General features: G+C 65.3%; 14 protein-coding genes. 6 read left to right on the top strand and 8 right to left on the bottom strand.

The window, feature by feature from the left end; genetic code table 11:
* Positions 1 to 3: 3 nt before the first annotated feature.
* Together nth and AC2YJX_RS14470 are read right to left on the bottom strand one after the other, a co-directional pair.
* Complete coding sequence (nth, locus tag AC2YJX_RS14475) at positions 4 to 642, bottom strand: endonuclease III (protein WP_121506901.1); 639 nt, start codon at positions 640 to 642, stop codon at positions 4 to 6.
* A gap of 87 nt (positions 643 to 729) precedes the next feature.
* On the bottom strand, positions 730 to 1,206 hold the full coding sequence (locus tag AC2YJX_RS14470; protein WP_055395273.1) for an AraC family transcriptional regulator: 477 nt from the start codon (positions 1,204 to 1,206) through the stop codon (positions 730 to 732).
* A gap of 120 nt (positions 1,207 to 1,326) precedes the next feature.
* Here AC2YJX_RS14470 and AC2YJX_RS14465 point away from each other — a divergent pair, with 120 nt between their 5' ends.
* Positions 1,327 to 2,517, top strand: a complete 1,191-nt coding sequence (locus AC2YJX_RS14465; RefSeq protein ID WP_487256416.1) for an aminotransferase-like domain-containing protein — start codon at positions 1,327 to 1,329, stop codon at positions 2,515 to 2,517.
* Between the two features lie 7 nt (positions 2,518 to 2,524).
* Positions 2,525 to 2,752 (top strand): SlyX family protein, encoded by a 228-nt coding sequence (locus tag AC2YJX_RS14460; protein ID WP_015014770.1) that lies wholly within the window; start codon positions 2,525 to 2,527, stop codon positions 2,750 to 2,752.
* A 14-nt stretch (positions 2,753 to 2,766) separates the two neighbouring features.
* Here AC2YJX_RS14460 and AC2YJX_RS14455 read toward each other — a convergent pair whose 3' ends face one another.
* Positions 2,767 to 3,399: a TetR/AcrR family transcriptional regulator gene (locus tag AC2YJX_RS14455; RefSeq protein ID WP_487256415.1), complete on the bottom strand. Its 633-nt coding sequence runs from the start codon at positions 3,397 to 3,399 to the stop codon at positions 2,767 to 2,769.
* A 97-nt stretch (positions 3,400 to 3,496) separates the two neighbouring features.
* On the opposite strand from AC2YJX_RS14455, the gene AC2YJX_RS14450 reads away from it, so the two are divergent.
* A complete protein-coding gene (locus AC2YJX_RS14450; protein ID WP_487256716.1) occupies positions 3,497 to 5,551 on the top strand; it encodes an oxidoreductase in 2,055 nt (684 codons plus the stop codon).
* 102 nt (positions 5,552 to 5,653) lie between these two features.
* Here AC2YJX_RS14450 and AC2YJX_RS14445 read toward each other — a convergent pair whose 3' ends face one another.
* From AC2YJX_RS14445 to pstS, 3 genes are all read right to left on the bottom strand, one after another.
* On the bottom strand, positions 5,654 to 6,301 hold the full coding sequence (locus tag AC2YJX_RS14445) for a 3'-5' exonuclease (RefSeq protein WP_487256414.1): 648 nt from the start codon (positions 6,299 to 6,301) through the stop codon (positions 5,654 to 5,656).
* Between the two features lie 81 nt (positions 6,302 to 6,382).
* Positions 6,383 to 7,912: a CYTH and CHAD domain-containing protein gene (locus AC2YJX_RS14440; protein WP_487256413.1), complete on the bottom strand. Its 1,530-nt coding sequence runs from the start codon at positions 7,910 to 7,912 to the stop codon at positions 6,383 to 6,385.
* A gap of 99 nt (positions 7,913 to 8,011) precedes the next feature.
* A complete protein-coding gene (gene pstS, locus AC2YJX_RS14435) occupies positions 8,012 to 9,058 on the bottom strand; it encodes a phosphate ABC transporter substrate-binding protein PstS (protein ID WP_487256412.1) in 1,047 nt (348 codons plus the stop codon).
* A 320-nt stretch (positions 9,059 to 9,378) separates the two neighbouring features.
* Here pstS and AC2YJX_RS14430 point away from each other — a divergent pair, with 320 nt between their 5' ends.
* Positions 9,379 to 11,031 carry a methyl-accepting chemotaxis protein gene (locus AC2YJX_RS14430; RefSeq protein WP_218299442.1) on the top strand — a complete coding sequence of 551 codons (1,653 nt, stop codon included), beginning with the start codon at positions 9,379 to 9,381 and terminating at the stop codon, positions 11,029 to 11,031.
* A gap of 63 nt (positions 11,032 to 11,094) precedes the next feature.
* Positions 11,095 to 11,298 (top strand): hypothetical protein, encoded by a 204-nt coding sequence (locus tag AC2YJX_RS14425; protein ID WP_055402288.1) that lies wholly within the window; start codon positions 11,095 to 11,097, stop codon positions 11,296 to 11,298.
* Between the two features lie 18 nt (positions 11,299 to 11,316).
* Here AC2YJX_RS14425 and AC2YJX_RS14420 read toward each other — a convergent pair whose 3' ends face one another.
* Entirely contained in the window at positions 11,317 to 12,603 is a 1,287-nt protein-coding gene (locus AC2YJX_RS14420) for a sensor domain-containing diguanylate cyclase (protein ID WP_487256411.1), read from the bottom strand.
* Between the two features lie 91 nt (positions 12,604 to 12,694).
* Between AC2YJX_RS14420 and AC2YJX_RS14415 the strand changes: the two genes are divergently transcribed.
* Positions 12,695 to 13,039 carry a DUF6172 family protein gene (locus AC2YJX_RS14415; RefSeq protein ID WP_487256410.1) on the top strand — a complete coding sequence of 115 codons (345 nt, stop codon included), beginning with the start codon at positions 12,695 to 12,697 and terminating at the stop codon, positions 13,037 to 13,039.
* 51 nt (positions 13,040 to 13,090) lie between these two features.
* Here AC2YJX_RS14415 and AC2YJX_RS14410 read toward each other — a convergent pair whose 3' ends face one another.
* Positions 13,091 to 14,371 (bottom strand): DEAD/DEAH box helicase, encoded by a 1,281-nt coding sequence (locus tag AC2YJX_RS14410; protein ID WP_487256409.1) that lies wholly within the window; start codon positions 14,369 to 14,371, stop codon positions 13,091 to 13,093.
* Between the last annotated feature and the right edge of the window lie 123 nt (positions 14,372 to 14,494).

Below are 14,494 nucleotides of genomic sequence, written 5' to 3'. Positions count from 1 at the left end.
AACTCAAGGCGCCAACGTCTTCGGCTGGTAGTCGCAATACCTGCTCACCGCACACTCCCAGCAGCGTGGCTTGCGTGCCTGGCACACGTAGCGGCCGTGCAGGATGAGCCAGTGGTGCGAATCCACCGCATACTCGGCGGGCACGCGCCTCATCAGCTGCAGCTCCACCGCCAGCGGGTTCTTGCCGGGCGCGAGGCCCGTGCGGTTGCTTACGCGAAAGATGTGCGTATCGACCGCCATGGTCGGCTCGCCGAAGGCCACGTTCAGCACCACATTGGCCGTTTTGCGGCCCACACCGGGCAGGGCTTCCAGGGCTTCGCGCGTGCGCGGTACCTGGCCCCCATGCTGCTCCACCAGGATGCGGCAGGTCTCCATCAGGTTCTTGGCCTTGGTGCGGTACAGGCCGATGGTCTTGACATAGCCCTCCAGTCGCTCAAGCCCCAGGTCCAGGATGGCCTGCGGAGTGCCCGCTACTGGGAACAGCTTGCGCGTGGCCTTGTTCACGCCCACGTCCGTGGCCTGGGCCGACAGCAGCACGGCAGCCAGCAGCTCGAACGGCGTCGTGTATTCGAGCTCCGTGTTGGGCATGGGGTTGGCGGCCTTCAAGGTGGCAAAGAAAGGCTCGATGTCAGACGTCTTCATGGGGGCGGGGTGTGTCGTTTATGTACTGCGGCATGCGGGGCTGCGCCCGCGCCTGCATCGTTTTCGCGAGGGTTAGAACGAACTGCCTCAGTGGGTGCGCTGCACCGCCAGGCACAGCCAGCAGGGGAACGCGCCGGTGGCGGGGTTGACGGCAAAGTCTTCGTCGTAGACCTCGATGGCGGGCCGAGGGGCAGCTTCCCAACCTGCGGGGATCTGGCCCGGGGCCATCATGCTGGCCCAGGCCGCGCCGATCTCGGGCCCGGTACCGACGAAACGCAGGCAGGCGTAATCGCCACCGGCAAAGTCCTGGATCATGGCCTCGGTGCCGGTGCGCAGGCCCACGCCCACCTGCACGCAGGCGTCGTAGCGGCATTGCGCGGGCGGGGTGCATGCGGGGTTGTCCAGGCTGATGCCGTAGTACTTGGGGCGTGGCTCGCTCAAACGATTTGCTTCGCACCAGCGGCCGAACCGCTCCCAAAGTTGCGTGAGCGAGGGGCCATAAGGGCCTGTCTGGCGCATATAGGCAAGGCGCATGCGGGGCAACTGACGGATTTCGAGGGGCATAGTTGGTCTCGGTAGTTGTGCGGTGGGCCAGGTTTTTGCCCTCGCAGTCTAAGCCGCAGGAAACCTGCACGGCAATTGGCGACAATGCGGAATCCTTTGCCACCAACTCCTGCCCACGCCATGCAATTCGCCGACCGCCTGAACAACGTAGAAACCTCCGCCATCCGCGAACTCTTCAAGCTGCTGGGCAAGCCCGGCATCATCAGCTTTGCGGGCGGCTTCCCGGACAGCGCCATGTTCGACGTGGAGGGCATCCGCGCCGCCAGCAACGCCGCCCTGGCCGAAGAACCCGGCGCCGCGCTGCAATACGGTGCGACCGAGGGCTACAACCCGTTGCGCGAACAACTGGCCGCCTTCATGGCCAGCAAGGGCGCAAAGGACGTGGCCGCCGACAACCTCATCGTCACCACCGGCAGCCAGCAGGCACTGGACCTGCTGGGCAAGACGCTCATCAGCCCCGGCGACAAGGTGATCGTGGAAGGCCCGACCTTCCTGGCCACCATCCAGTGTTTTCGACTGTATGGCGCCGAACTCATCAGCGCGCCCATCGATGGCAATGGTGTGAAGACCGACGAGCTGGAAAAGCTCATCGCCGAGCACAAACCCAAGTTCGTCTACCTGATCCCCACCTTCGGCAACCCCAGCGGTGCCATGCTGAGCCTGGAACGCCGCAAGGCCGTGCTGGAGATGGCCGTCAAGCACAACACGCTGATCGTCGAAGACGATCCTTATGGCGACCTGTACTTTGGCGATGCACCCCCGCCCAGTCTGCTCAACCTGTCGGCCACCGTGCCCGGCAGCCGCGATCTGCTGGTGCACTGCGGCAGCTTGAGCAAGGTGCTGTCGCCCGGCCTGCGCGTGGGCTGGATGATTGCCCCCGCCGAGCTGCTGGGCAAAGCCACCATGTGCAAGCAGTTCAGCGATGCACACACCAGCACCTTTGCCCAGGCCACGGCCGCGCAGTACCTCAAGGCCGGCCGCATGCCCGCCACGCTGGCCCATGTGCGCAAGGTGTACGCCGAGCGCGCACAGGCCATGGGCGATGCGCTGCGCAAGGAGCTGGGGAACGCCATCGAGTTTGTGCAGCCCCAGGGCGGCCTGTTTGTGTGGGCGCGCCTGACGGGTGCTGGCGGCAAGGTGGCTGACGGCAATGTGCTGGCCAAGCGCGCGATTGAAAAGGGTGTGGCCTTTGTGCCCGGCACGCCGTTCTTCTGCGCCAACCCCGACCACGCCACCTTCCGCCTGTCGTTCGCCACGGCCGATGTGGACAAGATCCGCGAAGGCGTGGCGCGCCTGGGCCAGGCCATCTGAAGCGTCGATGTCTGACGCCAACGATCTCGCCAACGTTCTCCAGCGCCTAGAAAGCCTGGAGATCAAGGCCAGCTTTACCGAAGACCTGCTGGACCAGTTGAACATGACCATCTACCAGCAGCAGCAACTGATCGACCGGTTGACGCACGAGGTCATCCAGCTGCGCCAGCAGGCGCCCGAGGGTGGCTCGAACGGCCCGCGCAACCTGCGCGACGAGCTGCCGCCGCATTACTGATCGGATCGCTCGGTCTACGCCCTGACGGACCGCCACGCTGCGTCCGCCAGCTCTGCGCGGTACGTGGTGGGCGAGGGCAGGCCGCCCTGGCCTGCATTGCCTGACAGCCACGCCCTGCAATAGCTCTGCACCGGCCCCATCACCAGCGACGGCATCAGCTCGCACGGCAGGTTGCGCAGCGCGCCCGATTGGCGGTGGGGCTCGAACCAGGCCACCAGGGCCTGGTTGCGGCGCCGCGCTGCCTCGGCCAGGTCGGGCGTTCGCGGGCCCGCTGCCACGGCGCCCCGGGACTGGAACATGAACCGGGCCTGCTCTGGCTGCGCCACCACCCAGTCCAGATAGCCGGTGACCAGGGCGTGCACGCCCGCCTCTACGCCCTGGGCGGCATCGAGCTGCGCCTGCACGCTGCGAGACTGGTCGTGAAAGATGTCAAAGAACAGCGCCGCCACGATGCCGTCGCGGTTGCCAAAGTGGTGATAAATGCTGCCCACGCTGGCCCCGCAGCGCGCACGCACGCCGTCGATGGTCACCGCGTCCACGCCCCCTTCGGCCGCGCAGGCCAGGGCGGCGTTCAGGATGTCCTGGCGGCGGTCGGTGGTTCCGTCGGCAGGGGATGAGGTGGGGGTCGAGGAATTGCGGCTTGCCATGGAACGGGATTCTAGAATAAAGTTCTAGAAAATACTTCTAGTCCACGATCCTTCCATGCATTCCTCTCCCATTGCCGCCCCTGCAGCCGCTGCCTCCATGCCCGGCACTGCCTTGTACCCGCACCTGCTTGCCCCGCTCGATCTGGGCTTCATCACCCTCAAGAACCGTGTGCTCATGGGCTCCATGCACACCGGGCTGGAGGACGGGCGCGACCTGTCTCGCATGGCGGCGTACTTCCGCGAGCGGGCCGAGGGGGATGTGGGCCTGATCGTGACGGGCGGCTTTGCGCCCAACATCGCGGGCTGGGCAAAGCCGTTTGCGGGCACGCTGGCGACCTCGGGCGCCGCCAAACGCCACCGCGTGGTGACCGACGCCGTGCACGGTGCGGGCGGCAAGATCGCGCTGCAAATCCTGCACACGGGGCGCTACGCCTACCATCCGCTGGCGGTGGCGCCCTCGCGGCTGCAGTCGCCCATCTCGCCGTTCACACCGTTCGCGCTGTCGGCGCGCGGGGTGGAGCGGCAAATTCGTGCGTTTGTGAACTGTGCCGTGAAAGCGCGCGAGGCGGGCTACGACGGCGTGGAGGTGATGGGATCGGAGGGCTATTTCATCAACCAGTTCCTGTCGCAAACCACCAACCTGCGCACCGACGCCTGGGGCGGCGACTACAGCCACCGCATGCGCCTGCCGGTGGAGATCCTGGCCCGCATGCGCGAGGCCGTTGGCAAGGACTTCATCATCATCTACCGCCTGTCGATGATCGACCTGGTGCCCGGCGGCAGTGCGTGGGACGAGATCGTCACCCTGGGCAAGGCCGTCGCTACGGGCGGGGCCAACATCGTCAACACCGGCATCGGCTGGCATGAGGCGCGGGTGCCCACCATTGCCACCAGCGTGCCGCGCGCGGCGTTCGCCTGGGTCACGCAGAAGATGAAAGCCGAGTTTGCGGCGGCGGGCATTTCCACGCCGCTGGTCACCTCCAACCGCATCAACACGCCCGAGGTGGCCGAGCAGGTGCTGGCCGATGGCTGCGCCGACATGGTGTCGATGGCGCGGCCACTGCTGGCTGATGCGGCGTTTGTGAAAAAGGCCGCCGAGGGTCGGGCAGACCGCATCAACACCTGCATCGCGTGCAACCAAGCCTGCCTGGACCACGTGTTCCAGAACAAGACCAGCAGCTGTCTGGTGAACCCGCGCGCTTGCCACGAGACCGAACTGGTGTACCGCCCGGTGTCGTCGCGCAAGCGTGTGGCGGTGGTGGGCGCAGGGCCAGCGGGCCTGACCGCCGCCACCGTGGCCGCCGAACGCGGGCACGAGGTGCATCTGTTCGACGCCGCGCCCGCCATCGGTGGTCAGCTCAACATGGCCAAGGTGATTCCTGGCAAGGAAGAGTTCCACGAAATGCTGCGCTACCTGGCCACGCGGGTGGAGGACACCGGCGTGCAATTGCACCTGAACCAGCGCGTGTTGGCCACCGACCTGGCGGGCTATGACGAAGTGGTGATTGCCACGGGTGTGGAGCCACGCGACCCGAAGATCCCCGGCCAGGACCACCCCAAGGTGCTGAGCTACATCGACCTGCTGCGCCACGGCAAGCCGGTGGGCGAGCGCGTGGCCATCATCGGCGCGGGCGGCATCGGCTTTGATGTGGCCGAGTTCCTCACGCACGGCGAGCACCCCTCCACCACGCTCGATTTGCCCGCCTGGAAGGCCGAATGGGGCATCACCGACCCGGCTGATGCGCGCGGTGGCCTGGCCGCCAGCGGCCCGCGCGTGACGCCCCCTGCACGGCAGGTGGCGCTGCTGCAGCGCAAGAAGGGCAAGCTCGGCGCGGGCCTGGGCAAGACCACCGGCTGGATCCACCGCACCACGCTCAAGATGAAACAGGTGCAGATGGTGAGCGGCGTGAACTACGAGCGCATTGCCGACGAAGGGCTGCTGGTGTCATACGGCGACAAGCGCGAAGACCCCACCTGGATTGCGTGCGACACCGTGGTGCTGTGTGCGGGGCAGGTGCCCCTCTTCAGCCTGGCGCAGGAACTGGAGGCTGCCGGCCGCAAGCCGCACCGAATTGGTGGCGCGCTGGAAGCGGGCGAGCTGGATGCCAAGCGCGCTATCGACCAGGCGGCGAGGCTGGCGGCGCGTTTGTGAGAGGAGTGCGGCCAGAATCTAAGCAAAATTGGCTGCTAGCGCTTGATGAGTAATCGCTGCCAGCTACTGTTTTGATAGTAAATCGTCGGATTCCGACTCGGCTCACCGCGCTGCAGAAACTTCCAGCGCGTTGAACACCCGCAGCGCTGCCCACGCATCGTTGGCTGCGTAGACCAGTTGGGCCTCAGTCAGCCGGGCGTTGGCCCAGTTCGATGTCGCGGCTTTCTTGGACTTGATGAAGCGCTTGTTGAACAGCACGGCCACGGCGCCTTTCACGCCCATGTCTTTGCGGTAACCACGCTGTCGGAACACGGTGTTGAGCTCCAGCACATCGGCTGGTTGCACGCCCAGTTTGTGCTGGATGCGTTTGGTGTCATCCCCCAGCCCAAAGCCCGCCTTGGTCACGCCGCGCAGGGCCAGCAGCTCGGCCACGCGGGCACGGCAACCGGGGTCGTGCAGCTGGAACACCCAGGCGGTTTCCAGCGTGGCCAGCTGCACGATGTGGGGCCCGTCGGACTGTTCGCCCTGCACAAAGGTGGGTTTGGATTCGGTGTCGAACCCCCAGGCGCTGGCCGCTGCCAGGGCATCACAGGCCTTGTCGGCCTGTTCTGGGGTGGCAACGAGGCTGATGCGGTCCGCGCCCAGGCGCTCGAAAGGTTCCAGCAGGGCGATCTGGTCTTTGTCGGGGGTGCTGCGGTGGGCGGTGCGCGAAGGCGGGTGGGCGCGCTGGGGAGGGGGAGATGCCGTCATGGGCCCATTGTGCCGTGCCAGCTTGGGAACCCCGCTGTGCCCCGCAAAGGGGATACGGTGCGTTTACTGCAGCCACCGCTCTCAGCGCTTGCCCGCCTTGCGCAGGCGGGGCATGTCGGCAAGGTGGGCCAAGGCCTTTTCGCAGTCAGCCACCGTCAGCGCCTCCCGTGCAGCCAGCCAGCCCACGCCAAACCAGGCCCGCGGGTCCGTGGCAGCGATGTCGCTGTACAGCACGCGGGCCACACGTTCATCGCCCAGCCGGCCCAGAGCCGTCAGCGCAGGCTGCAGGCTGGCGAGGAACGATTCCCCCTCGGCGTCCAGCGCAGGCGCGACAAATTCCGTCAGGTAGCGCAAACGCTTCAAGCGCTTGCGCAGGCGGTGTTGTTCCTCCACCGGCAGGGCGGCAAAGTCTTGGGAGCCTTGGCGCACCTTGGCGTGCAGGCGGCGCAATCGCTTGTGCAGCAGGCGGCGGGTGTCCTTCGCGTCCAGGGCTTCTTCTGCGGCCGCCGGCGGGGCGTCCTCGCCCTGGGCCGTGAACGCCATGAGGGCGATCAACGCTGCCTGGAATGCTGGCATGCGCACGATGGCTGCGGCGGATGGGGCGGGGGCGTGCCCCGCCGCCACCATCACATCCAGGGCAGGCGCACCCGCATCGCGCAGATCGGCAACGATGGACTGCAGGGCTTGCCCCTGGTCGCGCAGTTGGCCCAGGCGCTGGAACACCTCCACCAGCGGCGGCTCCCAGGCGGGGTCGAATGCGCGGGGTGCCAACGGCGCCAACTCGCGCAAGGCGGTGCGTAAGCGGCGGATGCCGATGCGCAACTGGTGCACATGCTCTTCATCGCCCCCGCCTTCGACGATCTCGCTGGCGTTGGCCAGGATCTGGTGGAGGCAATGGGCCACTGCCGCGCGCTGCAACGCGCGCCCGTTCAGGAAGTGCTTTTGCGGGCCACTGGCCTTCATCGGGGTGGCCTTGGTGGCGGGCCGGGCCCACTGCGGGGCCAGCAGACGCTCGCCTCGCTCAGCCTTGGACACCGTGCTCAGAAACAGCCTATGCCGCGTGGCCCACCGGGTGGCGATGGCCGCCAGGCCCGCCAGCGGGCCGGCCTTGAGTTCCAGCTCCAGCTCGCAGATGCGGGCCTCTTTCTGCTGCGGCGTGCCGCGATGGGCGATGACCCGGCCGGTGTCCAGAGCCAACTCCACCACACCGCCCTTGAAGGCGATGTCCCGTGTCACGCGGTCCATCTCGGTGCCGTAGGTTTCGGTCAGAGGGCCGCTGGCGGCCCGCAGAGCACCCAGCAGCCGTGTGCCCGCCACGGTGCCTGCGTGCAACTCAGGCTGGGGCTCTGGGGCAGGGCTTGTGGCGTGGCCCCGGTCCACGTTGTGCTCCTCGCGGTCCAGCGGTCCGTTGCCCAGGGCCTTGACGGTTTGCACCCACTGGTCGCCCTCGCGGCGCAGCCGAAAAGCAATGCCACGCGACGACAGCGCTGCATCGGGCGTATCGAAGTAGCGGGCCTCCATACGGATGTGCGCGTGTGTGCCCCTGCGCGCGGCGGCCTGCACCGTAGCCAGGCGCTCTGGGGGGATGCAGAACTTGAACTCGATTTCCATGAAGACGGCGCCTGGTGGTGGGGGCGGCAGAGCCTGCCGGTGAAAGATTAATAGAAATCCTAATGATTGATTTTAAGGGCGGAAACCATGAGTGCCGGATTATTGCTGCAAGGGTGCGGACGATGAAATCAGGCTCATGCCCAGGGGAGTGCCATTTTTATCGCGGATGGAGGTAATTGCCTTGAAAGCCGATGCCTGAACCCGGTCTGGTAATCGAACAAAATTGTTTTCATGGACGAGGGTATCGCCATTGAGAAACGACCAGATAATGAATTTGAGGGCCAGAGTGGTTTGCTCTGGATTTTGAGTGACTTTGGGGAACACCACAAACGTGCCCATGGTGATGGGCCACACGGCTTTGCCGGGTTTTTGTGTCAGTGTATTGTGGAAGGCCCCGGTGGCTGGCCACTCGCTGTTGGCCAGTGCGGATTTGAAAGCGTCGATGGAGGGTTTCACAAAAACACCCTCGGCATTTTTCATCTGCACCGATGCCAGGCCATATTCGGCCACATACCCAAAATCCACATAACCGATGGCACCCGCCGTGTCGCGCACACCCTTGGCCACCCCATCGCTCCCCTTGAAGGCCAGAAATCCTTCGGGCCATTGGATGCTGGTCTTGGCTCCGTGGGAAGCCTTCCATTTCGGGCTGACCTTGCCCAGGTAATCGGCGAAGTTGTAGGTGGTGCCCGAGCCGTCGGCACGCACCACCACCTTGATGGGCATGTCGGGCAGCGGAGTTTCGGGGTTCAGCGCGGTGATCTCGGGGGCATTCCAGCGGCTGATTTCGCCCAGGAAGATGCGGCTGAGCACCTCGCCCGTCAGGCGCAGCTGTGCGTTTTGGACTTTGGGCAGGTTGACGATGGGGCTGATGCCGGTGATGGCCACGGGCAGTGCCAGCAAGCCGTGTTCGATGAGGTCCTTGTCAGGCGGGTAGACATCGGTGGCGCCGAAGCCCACGGCCTGTTGCTGGATCTTTTTCATGCCTGCGCTGGAGCCCACCGGGTCGTAGTCCACCCTGGAACCGGTGGCTCTGGCGTAGGCCTTGGCCCAACTGCGGTAGATGGGGGCTGCGGCCGACGAGCCCGCGCCCGTTACGGCTTGTGCACTGGCCTGGTGCGCCTGTAGCAGTGCAAGTGCCAGCATGAATACGGTATAGATATATTTCATGGATTTTTGTGTATTGGTTTTAATTAATAAGGATGTGGCTGTGAAATTCTGACCATAGGCCTATGCCCGGCAGGGGCATTGGAGTGATTTATGAAGTCTCAGCTTGTCAATGCGGCGCCGATTTTAACCACTGGAATGAATGGGGAATGTTTATCCCATCGTCATTATTTTGTCACTTGAAACAATTAGTATCAGCCGCGGCAGACGTGGGCCCTTGCTGGCAAGGCGTGCGCGCCAGCTGATGCGGTGGCAATGAACCCGGCTGCCCACCCAGTGAACCTTCATGAGAGATTCAGATGCTTCAAAAAATCAAGATTGGCACCCGGCTGGCGCTGGCGTTTGCAGTGCTTTTGCTGCTGATTTCTGCACTGGCTGCGGGGGGCATCAGCGGTGCCAAGCGCCTGACCGAGCGCAGCGCGGCGCTGTATGGTGACCGCACGGTGCCCCTGGGCGTGCTGGCAGAGATCAGCCACCTGACGCAGCGCAACCGGGTGCTGGTGATGGACATGCTGATGGACCCGGGTACCAGCAACCTGCAGGCCAGCCACGCCGCGTTGACTGCCAACGTGGAGCGCATCCACGCGCTGTGGACGGCGTATTCCGGCAAGGCGCTGGGTGCTGAGGAGCACGGTCTGGCGCAGGCCTTTGCCGATGCCAATGCCACCTACCTGGACAAGGGTCTCATCCCGGCTGCCTCGGCATTGGTGGCAGGCAAGTACGACGATGGTTCCGAGCTTTATATCAACCAGATCCGCCCCAATGCGGCCAAGGTGCAGGACGCCATCGAGAAGCTGGTAGCCCTGCAGATCAACGTGGCGGCGGCAGAGTTTGCCGGCGCACGGGAGATGAGCAACACCATTCACTGGTGGATGCTGGCGGCCACCGGGCTGGCCCTGGTGGCGGGGGCTGCGATGGCGTGGGTCATCACCCGTTCCATCTCGCGCCCTTTGCGCCAGGCGGTGGTGCTGGCCCGCACGGTGGCGGGTGGCGATCTGAGCGCACAGATCGATGTGCGCGGCACGGATGAAACCGCAGAATTGCTGGGCGCCCTGCGGGAGATGAACCACCAGCTGGTGCGCGTGATCACCGAGGTGCGCTCCAGCACCGAAACGGTGGCACAGGAGGCCGTGCTGATTGCGGGCGGCACCGAAGACCTGGCGCGCCGTACCGAGGTGCAGGCGTCCAATCTCCAGGAGACGGCCGCCTCGATGGAGCAGCTCACCATCACCGTGCAACACAACACGGACAACGCCCACCGCGCCACCGAGCTGGCCCAAGAGGCCGCCAAGGTGGCCAACGAGGGCGGTAGCGTGATGCGCGACGTGATCACCACCATGCAGGAGATCAGCGTGCAGTCGCAAAAGGTCACCGACATCATCAAGGTGATTGATGACATCGCGTTCCAGACCAACCTGCTGGCCCTCAATGCGGCGGTGGAGGCGGCCCGCGCGGGTGAGCAGGGACGCGGCTTTGCCGTGGTGGCGGGCGAGGTGCGTGGACTGTCCCAGCGCAGCAGCACGGCCGCCCGCGAGATTCGGGGCCTCATTGCTGCCAGTGTGCGTGGTGTGGAGCGCGGGTCCACCCTGGTGGGCCAGGCGGGCGAGCGGGTGGCCAGCACCGTGCAGCGTGTGGACGAGGTGATGGAACTCATCAGCGAGATCAAGGATGCGGGGCAGGAGCAGGCCCGCGGCATTGCGCAGATCGGCGAAGCCGTGCGGCAGCTGGACGCCGCCACGCAGAAAAATGCCGCGCTGGTGGACGACAGTTCGTCGGCATCCACCGGCATGAAGAATCAGGTTAGGCGCCTGCTGGAGGTCGTTCACCAGTTCAGGCTGGCGCCTGACGGCGCTGGGGATGCCTTCGAAGGAGGCTACCGAGGTACGCAGCCACTGCCTGCCCTGCCAGCAAGGGCTTCATCCCCCAAGCAATTGTCCCTGGCACCCCGCTGACTGGACGCACAGGACCGGTGCGGTGCTGGTCATCAGATTCTTTTGCTATGGGGAAGATGCTCCATGAACCGCACAGATGTACTTATCGCCATTGCCGAGATTGCGCGGACGGGCGGTGCCTCTGCGCCCGAAGACGCCATCTCGCAACTGGCGGTGATCATCGATGGCCTGGAGCTGTCGAGCAGCGGCTCTGAACAGGTGATGGAGATGCTGCTGCGGATTGCCGCCTGCCTTTGGAACCTGCAGCAGGAACGCATGCGTTGGTAAGGCGCAGCCGCAGATAGGTTACTGGGCTACTTGGCCATTCGGCTGATCGCCCAAGGGTTCCTGCGAAGCGATCTGGTCGCGCCCCTGGTTTTTGGCCAGGTACAGAGCCTGGTCGGCGCGGTCGAGCATGTCGCGCAGGCTGCGGTCTGCCTGGCGGAAGGTGCTCAGGCCCAGGCTGGCCGTGATGCCGTAGGCGTGGCCTGCCTCGTCGCTCAGCTGCAGGGCGCGAACGCCATGCAGGATGCGTTTCGCCACTTCCAGGCCCTCGTCCATGCTGGTCAGCGGCAGCAGCACGCCAAACTCTTCGCCGCCCAGTCGGCCCACGGTGTCGCTGGCGCGCAGCTGGTTTTTGACGGCCTGCGCAAACGCCACCAGGGCGCGGTCGCCTTCCAGGTGGCCAAAACGGTCGTTGATGGATTTGAAATGGTCCAGGTCCAGCATCAGCAGCGTGAGCGGCTCGCCATTGCTGCGTGAATGGGCATACACCGACTCCGCGCATTCCAGAAATGCGCGGCGGTTGGCCATGCCGGTCAGCATGTCGGTGGTGGCCAAGCGCTGCAGCTCGCGCTCCAGGTTCTTGCGCTGCGTCACGTCGCGGTAAATGCCCTCCACCCCTGCGAAATTACCAGCATGGTCGTACAAGGCGTGGCTGCTGATGGAGATGTCGATCACGGTGCCGTCGCGCCGCACCATCTGGCCCGGAAAATCCGACACCTCGCCATGCTCCATGATGGCGGCCTTGAACGCGTCGCGGTCAGTGCTTTGCGGGTAGTACGACTCGGCCGTGCGGCCCTCGATTTCGTTGGGTTCGTAGCCCAGCACCCGCCGAACCCCCGGGCCCACATGCTGCACGATGCCCAAGGCGTCGGTGCGGTAGTAGACGTCCTGCATGTTCTCAAAAAGGCGACGGAAGTTCTGCTCGCTCTCGCGCAGCTGGGCCTCGATCTCGCTCTGGTGGGTCATGTCCAGACCACACATCAGCACGGCGGGGGCGCCGTTCCACTCTACAGCCACGCTGCTGATGAGCACCATGCGCAGGTTGCCCTGCAGTGTGCGGATGCGAAATTCAGACGATTTGTTGGGCCGCCCGCCCTGTTCGGGCACAGCGACCTGCTGGATGCGGTTGGTAGAACGCACCTGGTCCATGGGATGCACAAAATCGCCCGAGAGGCGGCCGATCAGGCTATCGGTGCTGGGCGCTTCCAGCAGCGCCATGCTGGCAGCGTTGGCAAAGCGGATGGCGCCCTCCTGCGTGACGAGCACGGCCGCTGGCAGTGTGTGCAGCAGACTGAGGTCGTGGAACATCGGGCTTGGCGGTAACCAAAAGTAATGCACCATTGTGGCACTGGGGTGCTCGGCTGGGAATCCATATCTGTCACAGGCGGTACCATCACCCATGAGAAAAACTTTCCAACTCCATGTTGAAGGCAAGAACCGGGACCGCGTTCTGGATGCCGTCAAGCACGAAATCCGCAAGTACATCAAGCGCGAACGGCGCCGCGACCTGCCCGAAGGCGCTGATTTTTGGGACTTTGACTGCCAGTTTGGCCGCGCCAAGGAAGACGCCGCCGTGGCGCACCTGTCGGCCTTGACCGGGCTGATCAACGGTGTGGCCGCTGAGGGCGGCGCGCAGTTCTATGTCGAGATTCTGGCCAAGCCCGCCAAGCGCACGCCACGGGCGGCGGGCGAGCCGCAAGGTGCTGATGCGGATGGCATGGACGACGGCGGCGAAGAGGTCTGAGACTGAGGCTGCTTGGGCGGCCGCCCTTCACGGATCTTCCAAAGGCTCCTTTCAGGAGCCTTTTTTATGGGCGGCGGGGGGCGCTTCGGTAACTGCAGCCGCTGCTGCGCGCAGTTTGTCCTTTTTGCTGGGCCGCTTGCCCTTGATGCCGCCAGTGCCCTGGGGATCTGTGGATGAAGCGGGCGCAGGGGCCTCGGTGGGTTCAAAACCCGCAATGTGTTCGCGCGGGATGGTGAGGTGCTGACGTTTTTCGATGAGGCGGAAATGTGCTTCGGCATCGGCCGTCACAAAGCTCACGGCCACACCGCTCTCGCCCGCGCGGCCCGTGCGGCCGATGCGGTGCACATAGTCCACGGCCGAGCGTGGCAGGTCGTAATTGACCACAGCAGGCAGCTGCGCAATGTCGAGGCCGCGCGCGGCCAGGTCGGTGGTCACCACCACCTGCCAGCGTTCGTCCTTGAACTCCTGCAGCACCTGGTTGCGCGCGCCCTGGCTCAGGCCGCCGTGGAAGGGTGTGGCAAAGATACCCGCTTTGTAGAGCTTTTCGGCCACATGCTCGGCAGCGTATTGCGTGGCCACAAACACCAGCACGCGCGACCAGTCGTGTTCCTTGACCAGATAGCGCAGCAGCTGGGTGCGGCGCACGGCGTCCACCGCAATGGCCCGTTGCTCGATGGCCGGTTCGTTGCCGGGCGTGTGGGGCACCTCCACGCGCAACGGGTTGTTCAGCAGGCCATCGGCCAGCGCTTGCACGGCGGCAGGGAAGGTGGCCGAGAAGAACAGGTTCTGCCGCTGCGCAGGCAGCAGCGCCAGCACGCGCTGCAGTTCTTCGGCAAAGCCCAGGTCCAGCAGGCGGTCGGCCTCGTCCAGCACCAGGTGCGCCACGGCCGACAGGCGCAGCGCGTTGTGGTCTACCAGGTCCAGCAGGCGGCCCGGCGTGGCCACCACAATGTCGGCGCCGCCACGCAGGCCCAGCATTTGCGGGTTGATCGAGACGCCGCCGAACACAATGGCCACTTTCAGCGGCTGCTGCAGGTGCTGTGCCAGGCTGCGCAGCACCTCTCCCACCTGGGCGGCCAGCTCGCGCGTGGGCACCAGCACCAGGGCGCGCACCCGGCGTGGGCCGCCGGTGGCGCTCAGCTGCAGCTGCTGCAGCAAGGGCAGGGCAAAAGCGGCTGTCTTGCCCGAACCCGTCTGGGCGGCTCCCAGCAGATCAGCCCCCTGCAGGATGGCCGGGATGGCCCCCGCCTGGATGGGCGTGGGCGCTACAAAACCCGCTTTTTCTGCAGCGTGGACAAGGGCAGGGGACAAACCGAGGGAGGCAAAGGGCATGGAGGCAGCGCTGGGGCGGCGTTGAAAGGGGGACGCACAACAGCGCGAACGGTGGGAAGGGATGGGGCGATTGTCGCCGCAGTTGCTGTACAAGCCCCTGCACGCGCGCCAGGCAGTCAAGGC

It is taken from the genome of Acidovorax sp. SRI_002 (assembly GCF_057586455.1).
Note: the sequence above shows the minus strand (reverse complement) of the source record. Positions and strands in the feature narration are given on the sequence as shown.

Coding starts and splice junctions, on each gene's coding strand:
- nth (WP_121506901.1), bottom strand. CDS start 642: ATGAAGACGTCTGACATCGAGCCTTTCTTTGCCACCTTGAAGGCCGCC.
- AC2YJX_RS14470 (WP_055395273.1), bottom strand. CDS start 1,206: ATGCCCCTCGAAATCCGTCAGTTGCCCCGCATGCGCCTTGCCTATATG.
- AC2YJX_RS14465 (WP_487256416.1), top strand. CDS start 1,327: ATGCAATTCGCCGACCGCCTGAACAACGTAGAAACCTCCGCCATCCGC.
- AC2YJX_RS14460 (WP_015014770.1), top strand. CDS start 2,525: ATGTCTGACGCCAACGATCTCGCCAACGTTCTCCAGCGCCTAGAAAGC.
- AC2YJX_RS14455 (WP_487256415.1), bottom strand. CDS start 3,399: ATGGCAAGCCGCAATTCCTCGACCCCCACCTCATCCCCTGCCGACGGA.
- AC2YJX_RS14450 (WP_487256716.1), top strand. CDS start 3,497: ATGCCCGGCACTGCCTTGTACCCGCACCTGCTTGCCCCGCTCGATCTG.
- AC2YJX_RS14445 (WP_487256414.1), bottom strand. CDS start 6,301: ATGACGGCATCTCCCCCTCCCCAGCGCGCCCACCCGCCTTCGCGCACC.
- AC2YJX_RS14440 (WP_487256413.1), bottom strand. CDS start 7,912: ATGGAAATCGAGTTCAAGTTCTGCATCCCCCCAGAGCGCCTGGCTACG.
- pstS (WP_487256412.1), bottom strand. CDS start 9,058: ATGCTGGCACTTGCACTGCTACAGGCGCACCAGGCCAGTGCACAAGCC.
- AC2YJX_RS14430 (WP_218299442.1), top strand. CDS start 9,379: ATGCTTCAAAAAATCAAGATTGGCACCCGGCTGGCGCTGGCGTTTGCA.
- AC2YJX_RS14425 (WP_055402288.1), top strand. CDS start 11,095: ATGAACCGCACAGATGTACTTATCGCCATTGCCGAGATTGCGCGGACG.
- AC2YJX_RS14420 (WP_487256411.1), bottom strand. CDS start 12,603: ATGTTCCACGACCTCAGTCTGCTGCACACACTGCCAGCGGCCGTGCTC.
- AC2YJX_RS14415 (WP_487256410.1), top strand. CDS start 12,695: ATGAGAAAAACTTTCCAACTCCATGTTGAAGGCAAGAACCGGGACCGC.
- AC2YJX_RS14410 (WP_487256409.1), bottom strand. CDS start 14,371: ATGCCCTTTGCCTCCCTCGGTTTGTCCCCTGCCCTTGTCCACGCTGCA.